At 59.9% G+C, this 26,770-nt stretch carries 22 protein-coding genes; 12 read left to right on the top strand and 10 right to left on the bottom strand.

What is annotated here, in order from left to right; all coding sequences use genetic code 11:
- Positions 1-8: 8 nt before the first annotated feature.
- The gene (locus tag AC1D11_RS05515) at positions 9-1,124 is read right to left on the bottom strand and encodes an acyl-CoA dehydrogenase family protein (protein ID WP_477647997.1); all 1,116 of its coding nucleotides are present in this window, start codon (positions 1,122-1,124) and stop codon (positions 9-11) included.
- Positions 1,125-1,155: 31 nt separating this feature from the next.
- Entirely contained in the window at positions 1,156-2,337 is a 1,182-nt protein-coding gene (locus AC1D11_RS05510) for an acyl-CoA dehydrogenase family protein (protein WP_477647996.1), read from the bottom strand.
- Positions 2,338-2,506: 169 nt separating this feature from the next.
- On the opposite strand from AC1D11_RS05510, the gene purN reads away from it, so the two are divergent.
- On the top strand, positions 2,507-3,103 hold the full coding sequence (gene purN / locus AC1D11_RS05505) for a phosphoribosylglycinamide formyltransferase (RefSeq protein ID WP_457279504.1): 597 nt from the start codon (positions 2,507-2,509) through the stop codon (positions 3,101-3,103).
- Between the two features lie 191 nt (positions 3,104-3,294).
- A complete protein-coding gene (locus AC1D11_RS05500) occupies positions 3,295-3,849 on the top strand; it encodes a fasciclin domain-containing protein (RefSeq protein WP_477647995.1) in 555 nt (184 codons plus the stop codon).
- A 61-nt stretch (positions 3,850-3,910) separates the two neighbouring features.
- On the opposite strand, the gene mdeB is transcribed toward AC1D11_RS05500, so the two are convergent.
- On the bottom strand, positions 3,911-6,607 hold the full coding sequence (gene mdeB / locus AC1D11_RS05495; RefSeq protein WP_477647994.1) for an alpha-ketoglutarate dehydrogenase: 2,697 nt from the start codon (positions 6,605-6,607) through the stop codon (positions 3,911-3,913).
- 106 nt (positions 6,608-6,713) lie between these two features.
- On the opposite strand from mdeB, the gene AC1D11_RS05490 reads away from it, so the two are divergent.
- Positions 6,714-7,223, top strand: coding sequence for an Lrp/AsnC family transcriptional regulator (locus AC1D11_RS05490; RefSeq protein WP_477648066.1), 510 nt, complete (start codon positions 6,714-6,716; stop codon positions 7,221-7,223).
- Here AC1D11_RS05490 and AC1D11_RS05485 read toward each other — a convergent pair.
- A complete protein-coding gene (locus AC1D11_RS05485) occupies positions 7,206-9,053 on the bottom strand; it encodes a 7TM diverse intracellular signaling domain-containing protein (RefSeq protein ID WP_477647993.1) in 1,848 nt (615 codons plus the stop codon). The genes AC1D11_RS05490 and AC1D11_RS05485 overlap by 18 nt on opposite strands.
- Positions 9,054-9,199: 146 nt before the next feature.
- Here AC1D11_RS05485 and AC1D11_RS05480 point away from each other — a divergent pair, with 146 nt between their 5' ends.
- Positions 9,200-10,591 carry an esterase-like activity of phytase family protein gene (locus AC1D11_RS05480; RefSeq protein ID WP_477647992.1) on the top strand — a complete coding sequence of 464 codons (1,392 nt, stop codon included), beginning with the start codon at positions 9,200-9,202 and terminating at the stop codon, positions 10,589-10,591.
- Positions 10,592-10,677: 86 nt separating this feature from the next.
- Here AC1D11_RS05480 and AC1D11_RS05475 read toward each other — a convergent pair whose 3' ends face one another.
- On the bottom strand, positions 10,678-12,303 hold the full coding sequence (locus AC1D11_RS05475; RefSeq protein ID WP_477647991.1) for a peptide chain release factor 3: 1,626 nt from the start codon (positions 12,301-12,303) through the stop codon (positions 10,678-10,680).
- A 212-nt stretch (positions 12,304-12,515) separates the two neighbouring features.
- Entirely contained in the window at positions 12,516-12,764 is a 249-nt protein-coding gene (locus AC1D11_RS05470) for a DUF1653 domain-containing protein (protein WP_457279497.1), read from the bottom strand.
- A gap of 56 nt (positions 12,765-12,820) precedes the next feature.
- Here AC1D11_RS05470 and AC1D11_RS05465 point away from each other — a divergent pair, with 56 nt between their 5' ends.
- From AC1D11_RS05465 to AC1D11_RS05450, 4 genes are all read left to right on the top strand, one after another.
- Positions 12,821-14,077 carry an RsmB/NOP family class I SAM-dependent RNA methyltransferase gene (locus AC1D11_RS05465; RefSeq protein WP_477647990.1) on the top strand — a complete coding sequence of 419 codons (1,257 nt, stop codon included), beginning with the start codon at positions 12,821-12,823 and terminating at the stop codon, positions 14,075-14,077.
- Positions 14,078-14,276: 199 nt separating this feature from the next.
- Complete coding sequence (locus AC1D11_RS05460; RefSeq protein WP_457279495.1) at positions 14,277-15,476, top strand: DesA family fatty acid desaturase; 1,200 nt, start codon at positions 14,277-14,279, stop codon at positions 15,474-15,476.
- 589 nt (positions 15,477-16,065) lie between these two features.
- Positions 16,066-17,991 (top strand): linalool dehydratase/isomerase domain-containing protein, encoded by a 1,926-nt coding sequence (locus AC1D11_RS05455; RefSeq protein WP_477650946.1) that lies wholly within the window; start codon positions 16,066-16,068, stop codon positions 17,989-17,991.
- Positions 17,992-18,118: 127 nt separating this feature from the next.
- Positions 18,119-18,517 carry a diacylglycerol kinase family protein gene (locus AC1D11_RS05450; RefSeq protein ID WP_477647988.1) on the top strand — a complete coding sequence of 133 codons (399 nt, stop codon included), beginning with the start codon at positions 18,119-18,121 and terminating at the stop codon, positions 18,515-18,517.
- A gap of 286 nt (positions 18,518-18,803) precedes the next feature.
- Here the strand turns inward: AC1D11_RS05450 and rpmG are convergent, their stop codons facing one another.
- From rpmG to trxB, 3 genes are all read right to left on the bottom strand, one after another.
- Entirely contained in the window at positions 18,804-18,971 is a 168-nt protein-coding gene (gene rpmG / locus AC1D11_RS05445) for a 50S ribosomal protein L33 (RefSeq protein WP_007863188.1), read from the bottom strand.
- Between the two features lie 11 nt (positions 18,972-18,982).
- Positions 18,983-19,216, bottom strand: coding sequence for a 50S ribosomal protein L28 (rpmB, locus tag AC1D11_RS05440; RefSeq protein WP_293403299.1), 234 nt, complete (start codon positions 19,214-19,216; stop codon positions 18,983-18,985).
- A 202-nt stretch (positions 19,217-19,418) separates the two neighbouring features.
- A complete protein-coding gene (trxB, locus tag AC1D11_RS05435; RefSeq protein WP_457279492.1) occupies positions 19,419-20,363 on the bottom strand; it encodes a thioredoxin-disulfide reductase in 945 nt (314 codons plus the stop codon).
- 176 nt (positions 20,364-20,539) lie between these two features.
- On the opposite strand from trxB, the gene AC1D11_RS05430 reads away from it, so the two are divergent.
- The 3 genes from AC1D11_RS05430 to lolA all read left to right on the top strand — a co-directional run bounded on the left by AC1D11_RS05430 (position 20,540) and on the right by lolA (position 24,472).
- Positions 20,540-21,217: a Crp/Fnr family transcriptional regulator gene (locus AC1D11_RS05430; protein WP_431097946.1), complete on the top strand. Its 678-nt coding sequence runs from the start codon at positions 20,540-20,542 to the stop codon at positions 21,215-21,217.
- Positions 21,218-21,467: 250 nt separating this feature from the next.
- A complete protein-coding gene (locus tag AC1D11_RS05425) occupies positions 21,468-23,822 on the top strand; it encodes a DNA translocase FtsK (RefSeq protein ID WP_477647337.1) in 2,355 nt (784 codons plus the stop codon).
- 5 nt (positions 23,823-23,827) lie between these two features.
- Entirely contained in the window at positions 23,828-24,472 is a 645-nt protein-coding gene (gene lolA, locus AC1D11_RS05420; protein WP_477647336.1) for an outer membrane lipoprotein periplasmic chaperone LolA, read from the top strand.
- 53 nt (positions 24,473-24,525) lie between these two features.
- Here the strand turns inward: lolA and AC1D11_RS05415 are convergent, their stop codons facing one another.
- A complete protein-coding gene (locus tag AC1D11_RS05415; RefSeq protein WP_477650945.1) occupies positions 24,526-25,098 on the bottom strand; it encodes a class I SAM-dependent methyltransferase in 573 nt (190 codons plus the stop codon).
- Positions 25,099-25,223: 125 nt separating this feature from the next.
- Here AC1D11_RS05415 and AC1D11_RS05410 point away from each other — a divergent pair, with 125 nt between their 5' ends.
- On the top strand, positions 25,224-26,516 hold the full coding sequence (locus tag AC1D11_RS05410) for a replication-associated recombination protein A (protein ID WP_477647334.1): 1,293 nt from the start codon (positions 25,224-25,226) through the stop codon (positions 26,514-26,516).
- Positions 26,517-26,770 lie beyond the last annotated feature (254 nt).

Here is a 26,770-nt window from a genome sequence, read left to right as displayed (position 1 = left end):
GTGTTGCTCTAGGCAAAGACGCCAGCCGTCTCCTGCATGCGGCTCGACACCTCGCCGAGTTGATGCAGCGTGTCGCCAAAAGTCATCTCCAGCTGCGTCAGCTTCTTGAAGTAGTGGCTCACGATGTATTCGTCCGTCACGCCGATGCCGCCATGCAACTGCACTGCCTGCTGCCCCACAAAGCGCATGGACACACCCAACTGGTACTTGGCGCGCGCCAGCGCCCGGGCGCGCTCGTCGGCCGGCGCATTGAGCTTGAGTGAGGCGTAGTAACTCATCGAGCGCGCCAGCTCCAGCTGCATCTTCATGTCGGCCACGCGGTGGCGCAGCGCCTGGAAGCTGCTGATGGCCACGCCGAACTGCTTGCGGGTGTTCATGTATTCGACGGTGATGGCCAGGGTCTTGTCCATCACGCCGACGGCTTCGGCGCAGGTGGCGGCGATGCCGATGTCGACGCCGTGGGCCAGGGCCGTGAGGCCCTCCAGGGTGATCAAAGAGGCGGGGGCGTTTTTCAGTGTCACTTCGGCAGCGCGGCCGCCGTCCTGCGTGCCGTAACCCGTGGCTGTAACTCCGGCTGCCGCACGCTCAACCAGGAACAGCGCCAGCTTGCCATTGGCCATGGCAGGGACGATAAAGGCATCGGCCTTGTCACCGGCCGGCACTATGCTTTTGATAGCTGTTAGCGCCCATCCATCGCCGGCTGCAGCCGCTTTTGCCTCGCATTTTTTGAAGTCGTAGCGTGCAGCCCGTTCCTGGTAGGCCAGTACCACCAGGCTTTCACCCGCGGCGATTTTCGGCAGCCAGTTGGCCTTCACGGCTTCGGGGGCATAGCTGGACAGCACGCCGCCGGCAATCAATGTCTGCGCAAGGGGTTCCAGCACAATGCCGCGACCCAGCTCTTCCATCACCACCATGCCCTCGACAGGGCCCATGCCCAGGCCGCCGTCGGCTTCGGGAATGTAAAGGCCGGTCAGGCCCAGTTCGGCGATCTGGCCGTAGGCCTCGCGCGAGAAGCCGCCCGCCTTGGCGATGCCGCGGCGGCGTTCAAAGTCGTAGCCCTTGTCGACCCATTTGCGCACGGCGTCGCGCAGCTGTTCCTGGTCGTCGGTGAAATCGAAATCCATGGTGTGTTTCCTGTTTTCTGGTGCGACCAAATCAGCCGAGAACGACTTGCGAGACGATGTTGCGTTGTACTTCGTTGGAGCCGCCGTAAATCGTGGTCTTGCGCATATTGAAGTAGGTGGACGCCAGCGGCGCATCGCCCGGCAGACCGCCGGGGAAGTCGCCCTGCCAGCCGGCCTCCATGGCTTCTTCGATAAAGGGCAGGCTGAAGGGGCCGGCGGCCAGCATCATCAGCTCGCTGTAGCGTTGCTGGATTTCGCTGCCGCGGATTTTCAGCAAGCCGGCGATGTCCAGCGAGTTCTTGCCCGACTTTTCGGCCGACAGCACACGCAGCACCAGCATTTCCAGCGCCACCACGTCGACTTCGAGCTTGGCTATCTCGTCGCGAAAGCGCAGGTCTTCGTACACGCCTTCAGCCTTGGCGATGCGTTTGAGGCGTTCCAACTCGCGTTTGGCGCGGTTCACGTCGGCGATGTTGGTGCGTTCGTGGCTCAGCAGGTGCTTGGCGTAGGTCCAGCCCTTGTTCTCTTCGCCGATCAGGTTCTCGGCCGGCACTTCGACGTTGTCGAACCAGACTTCGTTGACCTCGGCCTCGCCGTCCAGCAGCACGATGGGGCGCACCGTCACGCCGGGCGACTTCATGTCGATCAGCAAAAACGAAATGCCGGTTTGCGGCTTGCCTTCTGTGCTGGTGCGCACCAGGCAGAAAATCCACTCGCCGTACTGGCCCAGCGTGGTCCAGGTCTTCTGGCCATTGACGATGTATTTGTCGCCCTGGCGCTCGGCCCGGCATTTGACGGAGGCGAGGTCGGAGCCGGAGCCTGGCTCGCTGTAGCCCTGGCTCCACCACACCTCGCCGCTGGCGATGCCGGGCAGGAAGCGCTTTTGCTGCTCGGGGCTGCCGAAGGCCATGATCACGGGCGCGACCATCACCGGGCCGAAGGGCACCACGCGCGGCGCGCCGGCCAGTGCGCACTCTTCTTCAAACAAATGCTTTTGCACGGCGTTCCAGCCCGGGCCGCCGAATTCCTTGGGCCAGCCGTGGCCCAGCCAGCCTTTTTTGCCGAGGATCTTGGCCCAGCGCTGCATGTCGTCACGGCTCAGGCGCAGGGCGTTGTGCACCTTGTGCGAGATGTCCTTGGGCAGGTTGGCGTGAACCCAGGCGCGTATCTCTTCGCGAAAGGCCTGTTCTTCAGGGGTGAATGCTAAATCCATGGCGGGGTTGTCTCCAGGCGGTTGGCAGGCATTCCTGCAGTCGATTTCTTATTTTTAGCACGGTCGTTCGCAATTTTATGTCTCAGGTGGGACATACGCAAAGGCCGGGCAATGAGAAGTCAGTTTGCCTTTTCCTTTGCCCCTCGGCAGCGTTCTAAACTAGAGGGTTATGGCAACTGCGCAGAAAAACATCGTCATCCTGATTTCGGGCGGCGGCTCCAACATGGCGGTTATCGCCCGCACCGCTGAAAAAGAAGCCTGGCGCAGCCGGTGGGGGGTGCAGGTGGCCGCTGTCATCAGCAACAAGGCAAGCGCCGGCGGCCTGGAGTTGGCCAGGGGCATGGGCATTGCCACGGCCGTGGTCCCGCATACCGCGTATGCGTCACGCGAGGCGTTTGATGCCGAGCTGATGGCGCAAATCGACAGGCATGCGCCGGCACTGGTCGTGCTGGCCGGCTTCATGCGTATCCTCACGCCGGGATTTGTTGCGCACTATGCCGGGCGGCTCATCAACATCCATCCTTCGCTGCTGCCGGCCTTCCCGGGCCTGCACACGCATCAGCGCGCCATCGATGCCGGCTGCACGGTGGCGGGCGCCACGGTGCACCAGGTGACCGCCGAGCTGGACCATGGCGAGACACTGGCGCAAGCCGTGGTGCCGGTCTTGCCGGGAGATACGGCCGAGGCGCTGGCCGCGCGCGTGCTCACGCAGGAGCACCTGATCTATCCGAAGGCGGTGCGCGCCTTCTTCGAACGCGCCGCCTGAACTGTGACCTGCGGCCGCTGCCAGCGGTCGCTGCTTACCCTTTGTTGTCAGTGATGCGCCCTGCAAGGTGTTGATACCTCGTCTGTTTTGAATCCACCGGAGCACTCGCTCCGTATTCATCACAGCCGCTTGAATCCCTGAGATTTCGGCTGAGGTTCAATTTTTCTTCAACACCTTCCAAAGGAATTTACATGCAGACAAAACACAAACTCGCTTCCATCGGCGTGGCCCTGGCACTGTCGTTCGCGGCGGTTCCCTCTTTCGCCCAGGTCATGGTGGGCGGCGCGCCCATGCTGGCCAGCAAGGACATCATCGACAACGCCGTCAATTCCAAAGACCACACCACGCTGGTCGCCGCCGTCAAGGCCGCCGGCCTGGTCGATACGCTCAAGGGCCCGGGCCCGTTCACCGTGTTTGCGCCCACCAATGCGGCCTTTGCCGCATTGCCCGCAGGTACGGTGGACACCCTGCTCAAGCCCGAAAACAAGGGCATGCTCACCGGCATCCTGACCTACCACGTCGTGCCCGGCAAGTGGGACGCCGCTGCCATCAGCAAGATGATTGCCGACGGCAAGGGCATGGCTTCGATCAAGACGGTGGCCGGCGGCACGCTGGTGGCCAGGTCGGCTGGCGGCAAGGTCACGGTGACCGACGAGAAGGGCGGCGTTGCGACTGTGACGATTGCCGACGTCTACCAGTCCAACGGTGTGATCCACGTGGTTGACAAGGTGCTGCTGCCCAAGTAAGCCGGCGCTTCTTTCCCGAGCTCGTGCGCGGCCTGCCGCGCGCGGGCTTTCGTGGGTTGGCCTACTTCTGGTTCAGCATGTGCAGCGCCGCCTTCACGATGCTTTGCGCATCGACGCTGAAGAATTCACGCAGCGCGGCGCGCGTGTCGCTGCGGCCAAAGCCGTCGGTGCCTAGCGTCAGGTAGCGCCGGCCTTCGGGCACAAAGGCGCGGATGCTTTCCGGTACGGCGCGCACATAGTCGGTGGCGGCAACGATGGGGCCGCTGCTGCCCTGCAACTGCTGTGCGATGAAGGGCACAGTCACAGCGCCGTGATTGATCGCCTCTTGCTGGCAAGCTGCACCGTCACGCGCCAGCTCACTCCAGCTGGTCACGCTGAATACCGTGGCCTCAATGCCCTGCGTGGCCAGCTGCTGCGCAGCCTTGATCACTTCGGTCAGGATCGCTCCCGAGCCCATCAAAACGATTTTTTGAGCCTTTCTTGAAGATGTTTCAGGGCTGTGGGGCAATAAGGACGTGCGCGACCAGCTATTGAATTGATAGCACCCGCGAATAATGTCCGCCTCGGAACCGGCTTGCAAATCAGGCTGGGCGTAGTTCTCGTTCATCAGCGTGACGTAGTAGAAGACGTCTTTTTGTTCGACCATCATCTCCTGCATGCCGTGGTCCAGGATCACGGCCAGCTCGCCCGCAAACGCCGGGTCATAGGCCTTGCAGTTGGGAATGGTCGCGGCAATCAGGTGGCTGGTGCCGTCCTGGTGCTGCAGGCCTTCGCCGCCCAGCGTGGTTCGTCCTGACGTGGCACCCAGCAGGAAGCCGCGGGCGCGCTGGTCGGCAGCGGCCCAGATCTGGTCGCCCACGCGCTGAAAGCCGAACATCGAGTAGTAAATGTAGAAGGGCAGCATCGCCAGCCCGTGCACGCTGTAGCTGGTGGCCGCGGCCGTCCAGCTGGCCATGGCGCCGGCTTCGCTGATGCCTTCTTCCAGAATCTGGCCGTCGAGCGCCTCGCGGTAACTCAGCACCGAGCCGATGTCTTCCGGTGCATAACGCTGGCCGACGCTGGAGTAAATGCCCACCTGCTTGAACAGGTTGGCCATGCCGAAGGTGCGTGCCTCGTCGGCCACGATAGGCACGATCTTCGGGCCCAGCGCCGCGTCTTTCAGCAAGCCGCCCAGCATGCGCACAAAGGCCATGGTGGTGCTCATTTCCTTGCCGTCGGCGGCCAGTGCGAACTGGGCGTAAGAGGGCAGTGCCGGGATGTTCACGATGTCGGCCGCCGTTTCACGCCGCGGCAAATAGCCACCCAGTGCTGCGCGTTTGGCGTGCATGTATTGCATCTCTGCGCTGTCTGCAGCGGGCTTGTAGAAGGCCAGGTTTTTGGCTTGCTCGTCAGACAGCGGCAGGTTAAAGCGGTTGCGGAATTCGATCAGCTCTTCGCCGTCGAATTTTTTCTGCGAATGCGTGGTCATCTTGCCCTGGCCGGCGCTTCCCATGCCATAGCCCTTTTTGGTGTGCGCCAGGATCACCGTGGGCTGGCCCTGGTGGCTGGCCGCCGCGGCGTAGGCGGCATGGATCTTCACCAGGTCATGGCCGCCGCGTTTGAGGCGGTCGATCTGCTCGTCCGTCATGCCTTGGGCCAGGCGTGTGAGTTCAGCGTTCTGGCCGAAGAAGTTGTCGCGGTTAAAGCGCCCGTCCTTGGCGGCAAAGGTTTGCATCTGGCCGTCCACCGTCTGCGCAAAAGTTTTAGCCAGTGCGTCCGTCAGGTCACGTGCGAACAGGCCGTCCCAGTCGCTGCCCCAGACCAGCTTGATGACATTCCATCCGGCGCCGGCAAAAAGCTTTTCGAGCTCGTCGATGATGCGGCCGTTGCCACGCACCGGGCCGTCCAGGCGTTGCAGGTTGCAGTTGACGACCCAGACCATGTTGTCAAGCCCTTCGCGCGCGGCCAGGGTCAGCGCGCTCATCGATTCGGGTTCGTCCATCTCGCCATCGCCGAACACGCCCCACACTTTGCGGCCTGTGCAGTCGAGCAGACGCCGGTGCGTCAGGTAACGCATGAAGCGCGCGTGGTAGATCGAGCTGATCGGGCCAATGCCCATGGAGCCGGTCGGGAACTGCCAGAAGTCCGGCATCAGATAAGGATGCGGGTAGCTGCACAGGCCTTGAGCGCCCTGCGCGGGTGCGGTGAGCTCCTGGCGGTAAAAGCCCAGGTCTTTTTCGTCCAGGCGGCCTTCCAGGTAGGCGCGTGCATACACGCCAGGTGCGCTGTGCGGCTGGAAGAACACCAGGTCGCCGCGATGTTGACCCTCACCCACGCCTTCGCGTGCGCGAAAGAAGTGGTTGAAGCCGGTTTCGAACAAATCGGCTGCGCTGGCATAACTGGCGATGTGGCCGCCGAGTTCGGCCGAGCCGCCGGTCTCGGCCTGGTTGGCGCGCACGACCATCGCCAGCGCATTCCAGCGCATCAGCGAGGCCAGGCGCTCTTCCATCGCCAGGTCGCCGGGGAACACGGGCTGCTCGTCCACGCCGATGGTGTTGACGTAAGGCGTGGCCAGTTCGGGCTGCCAGCCGATGCGCTGCTTGCGCGCAACGCGGCTCAGCTCATGCAGCATTTCGCGTGCACGGGCAGGGCCCTGCGTGAGGGCCAGGGCTTCAAACGCCTCACGCCATTCGGCAGTTTCCTGCGGGTCAGGGTCAGCGGAAGGATCGGTATGAGAAGCGGCCTGCATCAGTAAATGGTGGGGTGTGGAATCGTTCATGGCACCAATCACTTTACGCAGAATCACCCGGAAGGTGTTGCTTCAATATCGGGACGTGGCGCCATTTAAAAGCATAAAATGCTGTAAATAACGAATTTTGAAGATGATGCAGCTCGATAACCTTGATTTGAAGATTCTGGACGAGTTGCAGCGGGATGGCTCGCTGACCAACGTGGAGCTGGCGCGCCGCGTGCACCTGAGCCCTTCGCCGTGTCTGGCCCGCGTCAAGGCGCTGGAGGCCGGCGGCGTGATCGACCGCTATGTGGCCATTGCCAATGCGGCGGCGCTGGGTTTGGGCCTGAATGTCTTCATCTCCATCAGCCTGCGCACGCAAAGCAAGGAGTCGCTGGCCGACTTTGAACGGCGCATCGCCGAGCACGACGACGTGATGGAGTGCTATTTGATGTCGGGAGACAGCGACTACCTGATTCGTGTGGCGGTCGCCGACATCGGTGCGCTTGAAAAATTCATCCTGGAGCAACTGTCGCCGATTCCGGGCATCGAGAAGATACGCTCGAGCTTTGCGCTCAAGCAGGTCAGGTACAAGACGGCCTTGCCTTTGCCTGTGACAAGGTCGCCTGAACCCATCGCGAGGGTGTCAGCGCCCCGGGGCTGACGTCTGTTCGGTGGCCAGGGCCGGGTGCGAAATTTCAATTTCGTTGATCTTGGCCAGCAGGTCTTCCCGGCGGCTCACGTCTTCTCCTGCGGCACTTACTGTATCGCTCGGTGAATCGACAAACTGCACATAGCGCTTTGTTCCGGAGGCCATCTGGTGCAGGCGGGACTTGAGCCTTTCAACCACTTCCTGCACGGTGGTCTGGGCGCTGGGCGTGTCATGCCACAGGGCGACGTGCAGGTTAAAGGCATTTGCGTCGCCCAGCTTTTCAGAGGCGCGTATGCAGTCGGCCAGGATTTTGGTTGAAACTTCGGACAGGGTGGTGCGGTTGACCGGGCCTTCGATCAGCATCATGAAGTCGTTTTCGCCATGGCGAACGACGGTGTCGACGTCGCGTGCTGCCCCGCGCAGGATTTCGCCGATGCGGGAAAGTGCGGCACCGCGCTTCTGGTCGCTGGCCTCGTCGTGGCTCGGGGCCTGGTCGAGCCAGCGCAACATCAATACGCCGAATGCCGACTTCTGCCGCCGCGCGCGCAGCAGCATGGGCGGCAGCCTGTCGTCGATGATCCGCGGCAACATCAGCCCGCTGGCCGGGTCGTAAGTCGCCAGTGCGGCGCTGCGGTGGTTGGCAAACAGTGCGGCCCGGCTGCGCCATGCCAGCACAAGGAAAACCCAGAGCAGGCCGATCATTGCCGACAGGACACCGGCTGCCTGTGCCGCTTCAACATTCCAGACCCAGCCCGCGTTGTAGGAAAGCCGGGCCAGCGCGGCCAGCCCGATGGGCGCGGCGCCCAGCAGGATGAGGAGGTTCCAGGTCTGTCCCCGCAAAGACATCCACAGGAGGCTTCCCATGATGGCCAGGGTGGAAAACGCCAGCCACAGGTTGCGAAGATCTCGCGGCACAAGATTCTGGCTGGCAGCCATCAGGCAGGCCATGAACAGGCTGCCCGCCGTCACGGTGAGCAGCAGCCGGTGTATGCGCGGGTAGCCGCTCTTGGCATAACTGGCCTGGGTGCAAAACCATGCACCGGCGGCCATGCTCACCGAGGACAGCACCCAGCCCATGACCTGGTTCAGGTGTGCGCTGTGCGGCCAGATGCGCCAGCCGCCGTAGCCGATCAGCACCAGTTGCGTGAACATGAGCGTGACCACGACAGCGCCGAACCACAAAAATACCTTGTTGTGCGCCATGACGAACGCGGCCAGGCACAGCAAGGCCAGCAGGCTGAACATGCCCCACATCAACCCGATCACCACGCCAACCCGGGACGCGCCGTCGATGTATTCGACGGGCGACAGCAGCATGGGCCGCTCCGTGAGGGCCCTGCGGTGCTCAAAGCGCAGGTAGTAGGTCTGGATTCCGTCGCCGCGCGTTTGCAGCTCAAAACTCGGCACACGGGTGCGCAGCGCCCACGCGGCCGGGGCAATCGCTTCGCCCGCGGACTGGACCAGCCAGCCGCCTTGCGGGTTGCGCGAAAAAAGGCTCACCCTGAAGATGGCCTGACCCGGCATCCGGATGTACCAGGTCTGCAGGGCTTCGGTGGCCGGCAGTGAAAAACTGGCCCAGACGTCCTGCGTGTTCGAGGTGGGGAGGATGGAGTCGTCTGTATAGGGCTGAAAGTTCCACGGGCCGGTTGCGGGATCGCCGGCTGTCAAGGCATCAGGTGACTCGATGGAATCCTTGGGCACCGCGACCCATTGCAGCGGCTGGGCCAGCGTGATTGTGGGACTGTCTTCGTACAGGCGGTCAAAGACCTGTGCATGGGCTGCGCCGCAGAATGCGCAGAGCAACATCAGGAAAAAACCACGCAGGCTTGCCGTTCGATACATCTGCATAGCTTATGGCAAAAACCGGGTCTGCCCGGAAGGCTATGGCCCTACCCGCGAACGTCCGCTGCGCAAGCGGAGTAGATGTGTGTAATCAGGGCGTCACATGCGTTGGCCACCATCCGGCTTTCTTCAACAGTGGATTGCCCATGCCTTCTTCCCGTTTTGCCGCCAACCGGCGCCCCGCATTCAAATCTCTCTTCAAAGCCATCTTTCCTGCGCTGGCAGCCGTTGCGCTGGCTGCGCCGCTGCAAGCCCAAACCGCCTTTCCGGCCACACTGACCGGCCATGTGGTGGTACCTGCACAATCATTTATTGCCGCACCCAAAGATGCGCCGCAGGACCTGCAGGTCAGCGGCAAGTTCACCAATGGCAAGCGCACCGAAGCGCTGGGCATGGTGGAGGGCCTGTCTGCCGGCAGGCCCACAGGGGTGAGCGTGCCTTTCAAGGGACAGCCGCTGCAGGGCCATTCAGGCATCAAAAAAATGCCCGACGGCAGCTTCTGGATCCTGACCGACAACGGCTTTGGCTCCAAAGCCAATTCACCGGATGCCATGCTGTACCTGAACCGCTACAAGGTTGATTTCAAGGGCGGCGCCATGAAGCGGCTGGAAACGATTTTTCTGCACGATCCCGACAAAAAAGTGCCGTTTCGTATCGTCCATGAAGGCACGAAGCAGCGTTACCTCACGGGCAGCGACTTTGACACCGAAAGCTTCCAGTTCGCCGGCGGCGCCTTGTGGATTGGCGACGAGTTCGGCCCTTTCCTTATCAAGGCCGACATGAAGGGCAAGGTGCTGGCGGTGTTTGACACGCTGGTTGACGGCAAGGCCGTGCGTTCGCCCGACCATCCGGCCGTGACGACACCCGGCGTGCCGGGCGGTGCGGTGGATTTCCAGGTTCGCCGCTCCAAGGGGTTTGAAGGCATGGCCGCTTCGAAAGACGGCAGCAAGCTGTATGCGCTGCTTGAGGGCGCGCTGTATGACGCCGCCACCAAAGGCAATGAAAACGTGGGCGGCAAGGACTACCTTCGCGTGCTGGAGTTTGACGTGAAGAGCGAATCCTGGACCGGCCGCCACTGGAAGTACATGCTGGAGAGCAACAGCCACGCGATTGGCGACTTCAACATGATCGATGGCACGACCGGGTTGATCATCGAGCGCGACAACGGCGAAGGCACGGCCGACAAGGCTTGCCCTGAAGGCCAGAAGCGCACCGACTGCTTCCACGACATCGCGAAGTTCAAGCGTGTCTACAAGGTGGAGCTGAGCGACGCCAATGCCGGCGGTGCGCTGCGCAAGATCGGCTACATCGATTTGATGGCCATTGCCGACCCGGCGAAACTGGCGCGCAAGCCCCTGAACAACGGCGTGCTGACCTTTCCGTTCTTCACGATTGAAAACGTGGACGTGGTGGACGCCACGCACATCGTGGTCGGCAACGACAACAACCTTCCGTTTTCCAGCAGCCGCGAACCCAACAAGGCGGACGACAACGAATTGATCCTGATGGAAGTGGGCGATTTCCTCAAGGCCCAGTAAGCCGGTGCGTCACGGAACGAGCACAGGTCGCTATAAATTTTATAGCTGCTTGCGCCCGTCCTGATTGGCCTGCAGGCCAAAAGCACTTACATTTTTGACTGAAAAACCAGCCCGGCGTGCTCGCGCAGCGCATGGAACTTGATCTTGGGCCACTGCTGCTCCACGGCACGCAGGGTGGCGCTGTGGTCCACCAGCAAGGTGGGCGCATCGACCGCATCCAGTGCCACGCGGTGGGCGTTGGCGTCCATGAATTTCTTGAGCTCGTTCGGGTCCTCGGACGTCACCCAGCGCGCCAGGTTGAAGTTGCTGCCCATGATGCGGGCCTTGACGCCGTATTCATGTTCGAGGCGGTGAGCCACCACTTCAAACTGCAACTGGCCGACGGCGCCCAGCAGCAGCAATGAGCCGGCAATCGGGCGGAACACCTGGATCGCGCCTTCTTCTCCCAGCTGGGTGAGGCCGGCGCGCAGCTGCTTGCTGCGCAGCGGATCGGCCACCTCGACGGCGCGGAACATTTCAGGCGCAAAGAAGGGCAGGCCGGTGAACTGCAGGGCTTCGCCTTCGGTGAGCGTGTCGCCCAGCTGCAGCACGCCGTGGTTGGGAATACCGATGATGTCGCCGGCGAAGGCGGTGTCGAGCAGCTCGCGGCGCTGGCTCATGAAGCTCACCACGGTGTTGGGCCGCAGCTCCTTGCCGCTGCGCACCACCTTCAGGCGCATGCCGCGGGTGAACTCGCCGCTGGCCACACGTAAAAATGCGATGCGGTCGCGGTGCGCCGGGTCCATGTTGGCCTGGATCTTGAAGACCACGCCGGAGAATTTTTTCTCTTCGGGGTGCACCACGCGCTGGATGGCTTCGCGCTCCGCGGGGGCGGGTGCCAGGTCGACCAGCGCGTCCAGCACTTCCTGCACGCCGAAGTTGTTGATGGCCGAACCGAAGAACATGGGCGTTTGCTTGCCGGCAAGGAATTCGGCGCGGTTGAATTCAGGTGTGGCGCCGGCCACGAGTTCGATTTCGCCTTGCGCCTGTGCGTATTCGGCGCCAAAACGCTTGGCGGCTTCGGCGTTGTCCAGGCCGGCCAGGATTTCATCGTCGCCACCGGCTTTTTCTTCGCCGGGGCTGAAAACGCGCATGCGGTCTTCGCGCCTGTCGTAGACACCATGGAAAAGCTTGCCCATGCCGACCGGCCACGTGAAGGGAATGACCGTCATGCCGAGCTCGCGTTCGATCTCGTCCATCACGCTCATCGGATCCTGCACCTCGCGGTCCATCTTGTTGACGAAAGTCAGGATGGGCGTGTTGCGCGCGCGGCAGACCTGCAGCAGGCGGCGGGTTTGCGGCTCCACGCCGTTGGCGGCATCGATCACCATCAGTGCCGCGTCCACGGCGGTCAGCACGCGGTAGGTGTCTTCGGAGAAGTCCTGGTGGCCCGGTGTGTCGAGCAGGTTGATCACGCAGTCGCGGTATTCCATCTGCATGACCGAGCTGGCCACCGAGATGCCGCGCTGCTTTTCAATTTCCATCCAGTCGGACGTGGCATGGCGTGCGGCCTTGCGGGCCTTGACGCTGCCGGCGATCTGGATCGCGCCCGAGAACAGCAGCAGCTTTTCAGTCAGCGTGGTTTTACCCGCGTCGGGGTGGGAGATGATGGCAAACGTGCGGCGGCGCTTGACCTGTTTTTCGATTTCGGTGGAAGCTTGGGTGTCGGACATAACCCATGATTATCGGTGAGGTGGCCCCCACGCTTCCACACTGCGTGTGGGGCGCTGCCCCTTTCCTGTGAAACAGGGGCTGGGAGCGTCCGGCGCTGGAATGTGGCCCCCACGCTTCACCGCTACGCGGGTCGCTGCCCACCGAGGGGGCTGGCCTTGCTTGGGGCGGCCCGGCGCGGCGGCCGCCGTTTCTCTTATTGGGGATGCGGTGCTTAACCAGGTTGCCGGGCGAAACGCGGTTGCTTCACCCCGTCGATCACGACCTCTTCATTGAACATGCCAGCAGGCCGCACCCATAGCCCTTTTTCGCCATACAGCGCGCGGTACAGCGTCATCGGCTCCAGGCTTTCGCTGTGGCGCACGGTGCCGACCACCTCATACAGCATGCCCTTGTAGTGGCGGTACAGACCGGGCGGGGTTTCTATCAGGGGAGGCAATGCGTGTGCGGTGGCTTCTGGCATGAGGGATCAGGGGGTTTAAAAATATTGCGCGGTGGCTCGGTGGGACAATGGAGGCTATGCATCCTAAAGCCTTACTCGACAGTTGTTCCGAGCTTCTCAAGCAGGTCCTCAAATTTGATCATCCCGCCGACATGGTGGTGTCGCGCTATTTCCGCGACTATCGCCTCGGCCCGCGTGAACGCGCCACTGTGGCGGAAACGATTTACGGCGTTCTGCGCAAGAAAAATCTTTATACCTATCTGGCCCAGCATGGCAGCGGCGCGCCGGAGCGGCGTCTTGCGATTCTCGGTTTTGCGGCGGACCGCGACTTTCTTATGGGTGCGCTGACCGACCAGGAAAAAGACTGGCTGGCGCGTTGCGACCAGGTCAAACCATCGGACCTGATGGAGCTGCATCGCCACAACCTCCCGCAGTGGCTGGTTGACCCGTTGAAAGAGCAGCTGGGTGATGATTTCTGGCCGCTGGTCGAGAGCCTGAACGCACCGGCCGGACTTGATTTGCGCGTCAACACGCTCAAGGATAAACGGGCTGAAGTCCAGAAGGAGCTTGCGAAGGCAGCTATCAAAACCGTAGCAACACCGTATTCACCCTGGGGCCTGCGCATTGCCGACGGCAAGCCCCAGCTGGGCAAACTGGATGCTTTCACGCGTGGCGCCATTGAAGTGCAGGACGAAGGCTCGCAGCTGCTGGCCCTGCTGGTCGATGCCAAGCGAGGTGAGATGGTGGTCGACTTTTGTGCAGGGGCGGGCGGCAAGACCCTGGCCCTCGGGGCTTCCATGCGCAATACCGGGCGCCTTTACGCGTTTGATACGTCGGGACACCGGCTGGATGCGCTCAAGCCGCGGCTGGCGCGCAGCGGCCTTTCCAATGTTCATCCGGTGGCCATTGCCCATGAGCGTGACGACCGGATCAAGCGCCTGGCCGGCAAGATAGACCGGGTCCTGGTGGACGCCCCATGCTCGGGCTTGGGCACCTTGCGGCGCAATCCTGACCTCAAATGGCGGCAGACGCCCAAGGCGATTGAAGAGCTCAGGGCCAAGCAAACTGCCATTTTGCAGAGCGCTGCGCGGCTTTTAAAGCCCGGCGGACGCCTGGTTTACGCGACCTGCAGCGTTTTGCGTGAAGAAAACGAAGCCATCGCTGAAGCCTTCAGTGAGGCGAATAAAGAGTTCAACGTCCTTGAAACAGGGCCCTTGTTGACTCATCTGGGGGTGGAACACGCTGAAAAACTCTGCCGCGGACCCTACCTTCGGCTCTGGCCTTACCTGCATCAGACGGACGGGTTTTTCGCAGCAGTATGGCAAAAGTCGTGATATTTTTGGCGACAAAAGACGACAGATAGGCCGAAGTTACATATTCATTCGTGATTTTTCGCACTGTTTTGACCTTGGGTCCTGTGCTGAAAGTGACTTGGTATTTGTGGGGGATCGCCTTACAATAAGTGGTTATTTTTTGCAGCGCCTGGAGACACATCTGGATGGGCGACTGCTTCAGATTGTTTAAAGGATTTTTATGATCTTGTTTGATGCGGCCCTCGACTGGCTTGCCAATGGGTTGCTTGCCGCCAGCTGGTGGCAAATCGTGTTGTACACGCTGGTGACCACCCATATCACCATTGCCAGCGTCACCATCTACTTGCACCGTCACCAGGCGCACCGCGCCATGGACCTGCACGCGATTCCTTCGCATTTTTTCCGTCTCTGGCTCTGGCTGGGTACGGGCCAGGTCACCAAGGAATGGGTGTCCATTCACCGCAAGCACCACGCCAAGTGCGAAACCTCTGAAGATCCGCACAGCCCGCAGGCTTACGGCATCAAGAAGGTTTTCTGGGAAGGCGCCGAGTTGTACCGCGCCGAAAGCAAAAACAAGGAAACCATGGCCAAGTTCGGCCACGGCACGCCCAATGACTGGATTGAGCGCAACGTCTACACCCGCTATAGCTGGCAGGGCGTGGGCCTGATGATGATCATCGACCTGGCGCTCTTCGGTGCTGCAGGCCTGGCTGTCTGGGCCGTGCAAATGGCCTGGATCCCCGTGACGGCGGCCGGCATCATCAACGGCATTGGCCACTATTGGGGCTATCGCAATTTTGAGGCGCCTGATGCCAGCACCAACATTTCGCCCTGGGGCATCATGATTGGCGGCGAAGAGCTGCACAACAACCATCACACCTACCCGACATCGGCCAAGTTCTCGGTCAAGCCCTACGAATTCGACATCGGCTGGGTGTATATCCGTGCCATGGAAAAAGTTGGCCTGGCCTCCGTCAAGAAGGTCCCGCCCAAGCTCCAGCTGGGTTCCATCCAGCCTGTGGCAGATGAAAAAACCCTGGAAGCCCTGATCGCCCATCGCTACGAAGTCATGGCGGGTTTCGCGCGCGAACTGCGCCGCGCCGGCAGGGCCGAACTCGAAGTGCTGAAGGCCAAGAAAGCCGACGTGTCCGTGTTGCGCGCAGCCAATCGCTGGCTGCACCGCGATGATGATAAGGTGCCGGCCGCCGCCAAACCCCAGCTGGCGCAGGCTCGCGCCGAACACCCCGTGCTGGACAAGATGGTCACCATGCGGGAAGAACTGCGCCAGATGTGGCTGACCACTTCCGCTTCCCGCGAGCAGCTGGCTGCGGACCTGCAGGCCTGGTGCCACCGTGCTGAGGAAAGCGGTATCGCCGCCTTGCGCGAATTCTCGATGAAGCTGCGGGCTGCCCGCACCTGACCTGACGCTACATATCCGACCTGGTCACCCGGTCGAAACTTCAAGGCCGCTTCCGGAGAAATCCAGGAGCGGTTTTTTATTGTTCGGCGCAAAGTACGAGTTCCATGATCGAGCGCCCCAGGATTTGGTAATGGTAGGGTCGCTACCAGCGCACTGATCAGGGCGTCCGAGATTCGTCATCTTCTGCACACAGAAGAGCCTTCTCACGTGAATTGCGCTGAACCTGACACACTCTCGAGGTGAAAGCGCTGTCCCCACATTCGACAGCTGGTGGTCGCGCCCACTGACGAGCCAAACGCTGCCAACGGCAGGTCGTAGTGCTTGAGGTTCTTCCTCCAGGAAGCCGGCTGTTTGCCAATACTCGAGGCAAGAATCGCGGAAACAGCGGTGCACCTTGATGCAGATTTACACACCCGCAACTCAAAACGGGCTATTGGGTCGATGTTCCGCAGCGTAAATGGTCGTCTGGCAGTCGACTTCACACCCACTTCATACAGTTCATCAAGACCTCACAGGCGCATATCAGACTGCACCTATCGAAAGCCGAGTGCATCAACCTGGTGTTTTCATTTCGAAGAAAGGTCGGTCTGTGAGTTCAATCCGTAGCGTCGCTACTCTTCCGCCATACACACGCATTTTCGGTCCGGTAACGACGGGAAAGACTGTCCGACTTTTAAAACTGTATCTGCTGCTCGTTGCGGGCGGCTCGGCTTTGCTGCTTTTCGGGCATCAGGATGGCTTGCAGATTTTCGGCTTGGGGTTGATGGTGCCGGGCGGCGGATTTCTGGCGCACGCCGATATCTGCACAGGCCGTGGCATAGGTCATATAGCCGCCTGGCTGTGCTCGGTTGGTGCCTTGGCGTTTGCGCTGTTGGTCTGGTTTGGCACGGGCAATGTGCTGCTGCCTCCGCTTGTTTGGCTCGGTTCGGCGTTTTGGGCCGCGAGCATGAGCCATGGTGCAATTCAGCCAGGTGTGGTTCTTAATGTGTACTGCGTGCTCGCGCTGTTTGCTGCGGCGGGCTGCCTGTCGATGCTGGCCTGGTTTATGTTTTCAAGCCGGCAAAGGCGCATCGATAACGATTACCTGGTTCGACAAATGGCTCGATTGGACGTGATCTTCACAGCTCAATCATCAAGGCAAAAACCGGAAATGTCTTTGGCGCATCTGCGTCGTCTGAGGTTCGCACTCGATCGAGCTCTGCAACCTTTCGATGAATTTTCGGGATTCGAGCAACGCGATCAATTTCAGACGGCGGCGCTTCGGTATCAAGTCAACTTTCTGGCTTATGGCATTGCCTTGACGCAGGCACGCTTCACGCCTGCGTTAGGCGGGTACATGAGCGACGCGCAAAGCAGGTTGCTGAACAAGCAGACACAGCATCGCGCATGGGCCTACTGGTCGCTGGAAAATCTATGGGGAAACTTGCGGTGGAACCCCGACCCTGCTGCCCGTGAAAACATCATGTACACGGGCTTCGTGGCGCTGCAGATGGCCTTGTTCCAGGCCAGCACAGGAAGTCAGGAGTTTTCGAAAAAAGGTGCCTTTACGCTGGTGCATCCGAACGGAAAACGCTACGAACACAGTTTTGAGTCCTTGCTGTACAGTTTGGAAAAAGAATACGAACGTTCACCCTTCTATTTGATGGCCTGCGAGCCCAACTGGGTCTATCCCCTGTGCAACACAATGGGAGCCGCGGCATTGCGTGCCCACGATGCGCAGTACGGTCAGATGAAATGGGCCGGTCACGCGCCAGAGTTTCGCCGGCATCTGGACGCGGAGTTTCTGGATGGCATGGGTCGCTACGTGCCATGCCGTTCTACGTACACGGGACTGGCCTTGCCCGCCATTGGTGGCGCAATGCCCCTGGCGATGCCCTGCTACTTTTTGAATGCGCTGGAACCTGACCTGGCGCGTCGCCAATGGCTGTTGTTGAGACGTCAGCTGTTCGATAGTCGTGAGGGACTTCGACGCAGTGAATTCTGGCCCATCGACACAGGAAACTATGGTTTCTCAAGAGGCAGTGCCTACGCAGCGACGGCCTTGGCGGCGGCAGAGTTGGGCGATGAGTCTGTGTATCAAAACTGCATGGATGCCCTGGAGTACGAGTGTCCAACTACTCTCAGTCACGGGGTCGCCCACAGGAATAAGGCCTCGGTATGGGCGCATGGTGTCGAGCTGATGGCGCACTCGGGAGGGCGCGACAGCTTTCGAAACCTGATCAGTAACCCGCTTCCATCAAAAGGTCCCAGATTGGAACCCCTGTCCTATCCCGATGTGCTGGTTGCGGCTGCGCACTCAGATGCTGTAAGCAGCTCTTTGCAAGCGGTGCTGTACGGCGGAGCCGGTGATGGCATTAAGAGCTTGGGCGTGTCGGGCTTGCGTCCGTTGGCACCTTATCGGGTCACAGGCGCATGCCCGACGCAGGTTCTGGCTGATGGCATGGGAAATGTGTGCTTGCAGATTCCGCTTGCTGGGCGCACCTGTTTGACGCTGGAGCCGGCCTGCGCGCTGTGATGGGTTGCTGTATTTTGATGGCCACGGTATGGGGCTGCTTGTATGGGTTGCAGGTTATGCAGGTGTGCACCGTTCGACGTTCATGTGTTGCCCAGGCTTGGCGCTTGGTAAACAGGAAGGATGGGAAATGAAAGAAGTCCCTCATGCCCGCGCGGCGCAACGATTCACTCTGGTCGCACGCCTCAAGAGCTTTGGTTATGCCTTCGAGGGGATTGCCTTGATGCTTAAAACACAGCACAACGCATGGCTGCATCTCATCGCCACAATACTAGTGACGGGGCTGGCCGGTTGGTGCCGAGTGGACGCCGGCGATTGGCGCTGGCTGATTGGTGCGATGACCATGGTTTGGATGGCAGAGGCCATGAACACTGCAGTGGAGTCGCTCTGCGATGTTGTGTCGCCACAATATTCATTGGCAGTCAAATGCGCAAAGGATCTTGCTGCCGGCGGCGTGTTAATTGCGGCTTGCGCAGCAGCGGCAACCGGTGTCATAACCTTCTGGCCCTATTTGGGAGATGGCCTATAAGTTTGCGTCGGTGGCCCTGCTCTTGGAGTTAGCCTGAGTTGGTTGCGGAAGTGGCTTGCCGGGTGATTGCGCTGTGCGTGATGCGCCCGTCTTTAAAGACTTGAACCACAGATGGGGCTTATGTGGATCAGATTTCGACAGGATTCAAACAAGCCGCGTAGCAACCTGCCTATTTGGTGGAAGTTTTTCTTTCTGAACCTCAAAAAAATAAAGGACACCGAGGTGTCCTTTTCTGAATGTGCAGACCGGGCGGGTAGTTATTAACTACGCACGGACTCGTAACTATTTATTTCAGCTTGATTTCTTTGTATTCCACGTGCTTGCGTGCCTTGGGATCAAATTTCATGATCAGCATCTTGTCGGGCGTGGTTTTCTTGTTTTTGGTGGTCGTATAGAAATGACCCGTGCCGGCAGTCGATTCCAGCTTGATTTTTTCGCGTGCGCCTTTAGCCATGATGCTTCTCCTTAGACTTCACCGCGGGCACGAAGGTCCACCAGGACTGCATCGATGCCTTTTTTGTCGATCAAGCGCAGACCGGCGCTGGTGATGCGCAGGCGCACCCAGCGGTTTTCGCTTTCGACCCAGAAGCGGCGGTACTGCAGATTAGGCATGAACCGGCGCTTGGTTTTGTTGTTTGCGTGAGAAACATTGTTTCCCACCATCGGGCCTTTGCCCGTTACCTGACAGACGCGTGCCATGAGCACTCTCCGTAAAAAATTAGAAATCGGATGCTGGCAAAGGGTAAATCTGCACGAGACAGACCTGCAAATGCTCAGCTAAGCCATAGATTATAGCCTGAAAACTGATTTGGTCCAATTCTGCCGATTGAGAGCCTCGGCAGGGTGGCAAAAGAGCTGGAAAAAAGAGACAAAAAGAGGAAGTCAGCGCTTCCTCTGGTTTTCAGGAGCCTTGTTCGAGGAAGCGCTGGGCATCCAGCGCCGCCATGCAGCCTGTTCCGGCGCTGGTAATTGCCTGGCGGTAAATATGGTCCTGCACATCGCCGGCAGCGAAGACGCCCGGAACGCTGGTCATGGTGGCAAAGCCCTGCAGGCCGGTTTTAGTGATGATGTAGCCGTCTTTCATCTCCAGCTGCCCTGCAAAGATGTCGGTGTTCGGCTGGTGCCCGATCGCGATAAAACAGCCTTTGAGGGTGATGTCTTGCGAGGCATCGCTGTTTGTGCTCTTCAGACGGACGCCAGTTACCCCTGAAGCATCACCGAGCACCTGCTCCAGCGTGTGGTGCAGTTTGAGCTCGATCTTGCCCGCGGCCACTTTTTCGTGCAGTTTGTCGATCAGGATGGCTTCTGCCTTGAATTTGTCCCGGCGGTGTACCAAGGTGACCTTGCTGGCGATGTTGGATAAATACAGTGCCTCTTCGACGGCGGTGTTGCCGCCACCCACCACGCAGACTTCTTCCCCGCGGTAGAAGAAGCCGTCACAGGTGGCGCAGCCGGAAACGCCACGGCCCATGAATGCCGTCTCCGACTCCAGGCCCAGGTATTTGGCGGAGGCACCGGTGGCGATGATCAGCGAGTCGCAGGTGTAGGTCCCGCTGTCGCCGGTCAGGGTAAAGGGGCGTTTGCTGAAGTCGACCTTGTTGATGTGGTCAAAAATGATTTCGGTCTTGAAGCGCTCGGCGTGCTCCAGAAAACGCTGCATCAGGTCTGGTCCCTGCACGCCGTGCACGTCGGCCGGCCAGTTGTCGACCTCGGTGGTAGTCATGAGTTGGCCGCCCTGCGCAATGCCGGTGATCAATACGGGGTTGAGATTGGCGCGCGCTGCGTAGACGGCTGCGGTGTAGCCCGCAGGCCCTGAACCGAGGATGAGGACTCTGGAATGTTTCATGATGAAAAACTGATTGGGAAAGTGTAAGAACTCATGTAGAGTCATGCCGCATAAGTGCAGCGTCAAGTAAAAACAGCTGCTGGTACTTTTCAGGCATTTGATTTCTTATGAGATTACGTGTCATTGTAAGAACTCACGCGACTAGCCGTCGGATGTGAGGTTGGGAGATATCTGCTATGACGACGATGGTGTCTAACCTGGAATTGATTCGCCGGGTCCCTCTTTTTTCCGTGTTGACTGCCAGCCAGGCTGCATCGGTCGCCGATACCGTGGTCAAGCGCCGGTTCAAGCGCGGCGAGCCTATCGTGGAGCAGGGCAAAAAATCCAACGCCCTTTCCATCATCCTGACCGGCCGCGCGCGCGTCATCACCACGGACTCCCGGGGCCGCGAGGTCATTCTCGCCACCATGCACCCCGGCGATTATGTGGGTGAAATGAGCCTGATCGACAACGAACCTCACTCCGCCACGGTGCGCGCTGAGATCCAGACCGATGCCCTGATCCTGGGCCGCCTGGAGTTTGCACGTTGCCTTCCGGAAAACAGCTCCATGGCCTATGCGGTGCTGAAGGGGCTGGTCCAGCGACTGCGCCATGCAGACCGGCAGATTGAGTCGCTGGCCCTGATGGATGTATATGGCCGTGTGGCCAGGGCATTGCTCGAATTCGCCAATGAAGACGGCAGCGGAAATGCCGTGATCCGCGACAAGGTTTCAAGGCAGGATCTGGCGAAGATGGTCGGCGCTTCGCGCGAAATGGTCAGCCGTGTGATGAAGGATCTTGAAGAGCGCGGATTCATCGAAACCCGCGACGATGGCTCGCTTTTGGTGAAAGAGCGTCTTCATACGCTGGGATAGGGCCCTGGCAGACTCCCTGCCGTACGGTTTGGCGTCTGTAGCGCCCCCTCAAAGCCCTTATCCAACTGCGGTAAGCTTGGTACTGCAACCCGGAAATATCGAAACATGAAAGCGCGTCTTCATACCCATGGCGGCGTTGCAAGCCTTGCGAAGGCATATAGCCTTCGCTGTGGCTCGCGCCTTGCCCTGGGCACGAATCCATCCCTTTCATTTTGTCTCGCTACTTCCGGCTTGCAGTACTAGCCGGGCCATGACTTACTCACTCGATACCCTGAACTCCAGAAATTCCCCAGCCGCGGGTGCGCCCAGCGGCATCAAACGTTTTGCCCATGAAGTCAGCCTGATTCTGGGTTTGCTCGGCCTGATTTTCTGGCTCGCGGCACTGCTCAGCTATTCACCGCAAGATGCTGCCTGGTCGACATCCGGTACCGCGGATGTCTTGAGCGGCGCTCAAGCGGTGGCCCGCAATTGGGGTGGCCGCCTGGGCGCATGGCTGGCAGATGCGAGCTATTTCCTGCTGGGTTTTTCCGTCTGGTGGGCATTGGCGGCGGGTGCCCAGGTCTGGTTGTCTTCATTGGCGCGTTGGCTTCGCGGCGAGCCTCTTGCTGCCGATTCATCCCACTCCGCCGGCCGGATCCGGTTCTGGCTAAGCCTGCTCCTGCTGTTACTGGCCAGCGCGGCGCTGGAATGGTCCCGGCTGTATCGTTTTGAATTCAGGTTGCCCGGCCACGCGGGCGGCGTGCTCGGTTACCTGGCTGGAACGCAGGGCGAGAAATGGCTGGGTTTTGCTGGCTCGGGCCTGGTTTTCATTGCGCTCGGCGTGATTGCCGTGTCCGCCGTGTTCGGCTTTTCCTGGGCGCATGTGGCCTTGCGTGTCGGCGCGTGGATTGACAACCTGATCGATTCGCGCCGCGAAAAGCGCGAAATTGCCGAAGACCTCGCCTTCGGCAAACTGGCTGCGCGCGAGCGCGAAGAGACCTTGATCGACGAGCGTATCGAGATTGAGGAGCACCACCCGGTGCCGGTCCTGATCGAACCCGTGCTCGTCGACATTCCCAAAAGCGAGCGCGTGGCAAAAGAACGGCAAAAACCGCTCTTCAGTGAAATGCCCGACTCCAAGCTCCCGCAGGTTGATCTGCTGGACGGTGCGCTGACGCGCCAGGAAACCGTGGCGCCCGAGACGCTGGAAATGACCTCGCGCCTGATCGAGAAAAAGCTGAAAGATTTCGGCGTCGAGGTGCGTGTCGTGGCCGCCGCTCCCGGCCCGGTCATCACACGTTATGAGATCGAACCCGCCACGGGCGTGAAGGGCTCGCAGGTCGTCAACCTGGCCAAGGACCTGGCACGCGCGCTCAGCCTCGTTTCCATCCGCGTGATCGAAACCATTCCCGGCAAAAACTACATGGCGCTGGAGTTGCCCAACGCCAAGCGCCAGTCCATCAAGCTCAGTGAAATCCTCGGCTCGCAGGTCTACAACGAAGCCAAGTCCATGCTCACGATCGGCCTGGGCAAGGACATCAGCGGCGCCGCGGTGGTGGCCGACCTTGCCAAGATGCCGCACTGCCTGGTGGCCGGTACCACCGGCTCCGGCAAGTCGGTGGGCATCAACGCCATGATCCTGAGCCTGCTCTACAAGGCCGATGCACGTGACGTGCGGCTGTTGCTGATCGATCCCAAGATGCTGGAAATGAGTGTCTATGAAGGCATTCCGCATTTGCTGGCGCCGGTGGTCACCGACATGCGCCAGGCCGCTCACGGCCTGAATTGGTGTGTGGCCGAAATGGAAAAGCGCTACAAGCTCATGAGCAAGCTGGGCGTGCGCAACCTGGCCGGCTACAACGCCAAACTTGACGAGGCCAAGGCCAAGGGCGAATTCATCTACAACCCCTTCAGTCTTACGCCTGAGCAGCCTGAGCCGCTGGAGCGCCTGCCTTACATCGTGGTGGTGATCGACGAACTGGCCGACCTGATGATGGTGGTCGGCAAGAAGATTGAAGAGCTGATCGCCCGTCTGGCGCAAAAAGCCCGGGCCGCCGGCATCCACCTGGTGCTGGCTACCCAGAGACCAAGCGTGGATGTGATTACCGGCCTGATCAAGGCCAATATCCCGACGCGCCTGTCTTTCCAGGTCAGCAGCAAGATCGATAGCCGGACCATTCTTGACCAGATGGGCGCTGAGGCATTGTTAGGAATGGGTGACATGCTTTACATGCCGAGTGGTACAGGCTTTCCAATTCGGGTGCATGGTGCGTTTGTGAGTGATGACGAAGTGCACCGCGTGGTGGCCTACCTCAAGCTGCAGGGCGAACCCAATTACATCGACGGCGTGCTGGAAGGCGGTACCGTCGATGGCGAAGACGGCGACTTGCTGGGTGATGGCGGCAGTGGCGGCAACGGCGGCGGTGAAAAAGACCCGATGTACGACCAGGCTGTGGAAGTCGTGCTGAAGAACCGCAAGGCCAGCATTTCGCTGGTGCAGCGTCATCTCAAGATCGGCTACAACCGCGCGGCGCGGCTGGTCGAAGACATGGAAAAAGCCGGGCTGGTTAGCGCCATGAGTGGCAGCGGCCAGCGCGAAATCCTGGTGCCCTCACGGGCGGAGTGACGATCATGAAGAAATATTTTGCTACTGTTTTGATAGCTGCTTGCGCCCATTCCGTATGGGCCGACGGCCTGGAAAGCCTCGAAACTTTCGTGAAGACCGTCAGCAGCGGCCGCGCCGAGTTCACCCAGGTGGTGACTGCGCCTGGCAAGGACGGCCAGGCTGCGCGCAGCAAGACGTCGAACGGTACGTTTGAGTTTTCGCGGCCCAACCGTTTCCGCTTCGTCTATAAAAAGCCTTTTGAGCAAACGATCGTGGCCGACGGCCAGACCTTGTGGCTTTATGACGCAGACTTGAACCAGGTCACCTCGCGCAAGCTGGCCCAGGTACTGAACGGAACCCCGGCCGCCGTGATCGCTGCTGCTGCTGACCTCAAGGGCCTGCAAGCCGATTTCAATCTTGCTTCCTTGCCTGACAGGGATGGCTTGCAGTGGATACAGGCCAAACCCAAAACCAAAGACGGCCAGTTGCAGAGCATCAGCGTCGGTTTCAGACCGACCGGGAAGGGCAGCGAACTCGCCATGCTGGAAATCCTCGACAGCTTCGGCCAGAAGTCAGTGATGACCTTCAGTCAGTTTGAGATCAACCCTGCGCTTGGCCCTGCCGCCTTCCAGTTCAAGCCACCGGCTGGCGCGGATCTGATTCGCCAGTAGACGCCTGCGGCAGTTTTCCCGTGCTGGTTTCAGTTCGCGGACTCATGGGAGTATCAAACCCGGTTTTCCGGCTTTCTTACCGACAGCTTGATTCTGTATTCTGCGACGATATTGTTTTTTTCGCGCGCCATGATTTCCAGCTCTTCGCCTGAAATTTTCCCCTCCGAAAACATCTGGCTATAAGGATCGGCGATCACTACTTCTACATCAGTGGTCACAAAATCCACCCCCAGATAGTGGGCAAAGGGTGAGTTGGGGAAGCCATTCAATTTCCACTCATCGTTGTTTTTTTTATCAAACAGCGCAAACAGGGCGGGCGTGATGATTCGCACGTGCGTAGGATCGCTGATGAAATTGTCGTGCCTGGGATGGGGTACGTTAACTTCAATGACAGCATTGTTTTTGCATACCCGATAGAGTTCTTTCATGATTCCCAGAAAAACACTGGATTGCTGGCCCATGTGTTCAAGAGAATGATTAAAGATGACGGCATCGACTGAACTGTCGTCCCAAATCCACGGAGTCACTTCCACGTTAAAAACTACATCCGGGTTGCATTCCTGAAATGCGTCCACGTTGACACACCCGGCAAACTTGTTGTGGCCGCAACCAAGATTTAATTTCATGAAGAGTTACCGCAGGTTTTGATGAGTTAATGAGTCAATAGTGATTATCAGGGTGCGACCTCAAGGCGTTTGCTGATCAAACACCAAGGCTCTCGCGCAAATCATATGTCGCATCTATACCCCTTATGCCAACGAAAAATCAACCTCTAGCAGAACGTTTGCGCCCCCGGTCACTTGGGGAGGTCATCGGCCAGCAACACCTGCTGGGTGAAGGCATGCCACTGCGCATCGCGTTCGAATCAGGCCAGCCGCACAGCTGCATCCTCTGGGGACCGCCCGGCGTTGGCAAGACCACCATCGCGCGGCTCATGGCGAGCAGTTTTGACGCTCACTTCATCACCATCTCCGCTGTGCTGGGCGGCGTCAAAGACATCCGCGAAGCCGTGGAGCAGGCCAGCATCTGGCAAGCCCAGAGCGGGCGCCGCACCATCGTTTTTGTCGATGAAGTACACCGCTTCAACAAAAGCCAGCAGGACGCTTTTTTGCCGCATGTGGAAAGCGGCCTTTTCACCTTCATTGGTGCCACCACTGAAAACCCATCGTTCGAGGTGAATTCGGCCTTGCTCTCGCGCGCCGTGGTGTATGTGCTGCAACCGCTGGGGGAGGCGGATCTCAAGCAAATTGTGGCCAAGGTGCTTGCTGAACGGGCGCTGCCAGCTATTGAAACAATAGCAAGTGAAGCCGTTGACCGACTGGTTGCCTATGCCGACGGCGATGCCCGCCGCCTCTTGAACACGCTCGAGTCCCTCAGCGTGGCGGCCAAGGCCGAAAAAGTGGCCGACGTCGGCGACGTCTGGCTGCTCAAGGTGCTGGGCGAGCGGATGCGGCGCTACGACAAGGGCGGCGAACAGTTCTACGACACCATCTCCGCGCTGCACAAGTCGGTGCGCGGTTCCGACCCCGATGCCGCGCTCTACTGGTTCATGCGCATGCTCGACGGCGGCGCCGAACCGCGCTACATGGCGCGCCGGCTGGTGCGCATGGCCAGTGAAGACATCGGGCTGGCCGACCCGCGTGCCTTGCGCATGGCGCTGGACGCCGCAGAAGTCTACGAACGCCTTGGCTCCCCCGAAGGCGAGCTGGCGCTGGCCCAGTGCGTCATCTATCTGGCGGTCGCGCCCAAGTCCAATGCGGTCTATAAGGCCTTCAACGAGGCCAAGGCGCTTATCGCCAGGGACGGCACCCGCCCGGTGCCCCTGCATTTGCGCAATGCACCAACAAAGCTCATGAAACAGCTCGATTACGGCAAAAACTACCGTTACGCCCACGACGAGGAAGACGGCTTTGCCGCGGGTGAGAATTATTTTCCAGAGGGCATGCCGCCTCCAGGTTTCTACCGTCCCGTCGACAGGGGGCTGGAGATACGTATCGCAGATAAGCTGAATGAGTTGAAAATTAAGAACAATAAGAAAAACTGATAAAAAACAAAAGCCGCTGATAAAGGCTGATCCAGCCCCGAAAATACACTTCCTCAAGGGTAAACCCCGCGAAAACCGCACCGCTGGCTCGATTCTCGCTAGAGACGCTTGGCTACAATTTGCGGATTAGCTCGCCAACTTCACCAGCCATCCGGCTTTGATAGGCGGGCTTTTTGTTAACTCAAGCCAGTCACCGGCGATCCCGGTGGGTGGTAGCCGCCAGGCGGAGTTCGCAATTTCATCAATTGGACGGG

It is taken from the genome of Polaromonas sp. P1_E11 (assembly GCF_056405995.1).
The sequence above is the reverse complement of the archived record's forward strand: the minus strand, read 5'-3'. Positions and strand labels throughout refer to the sequence as shown.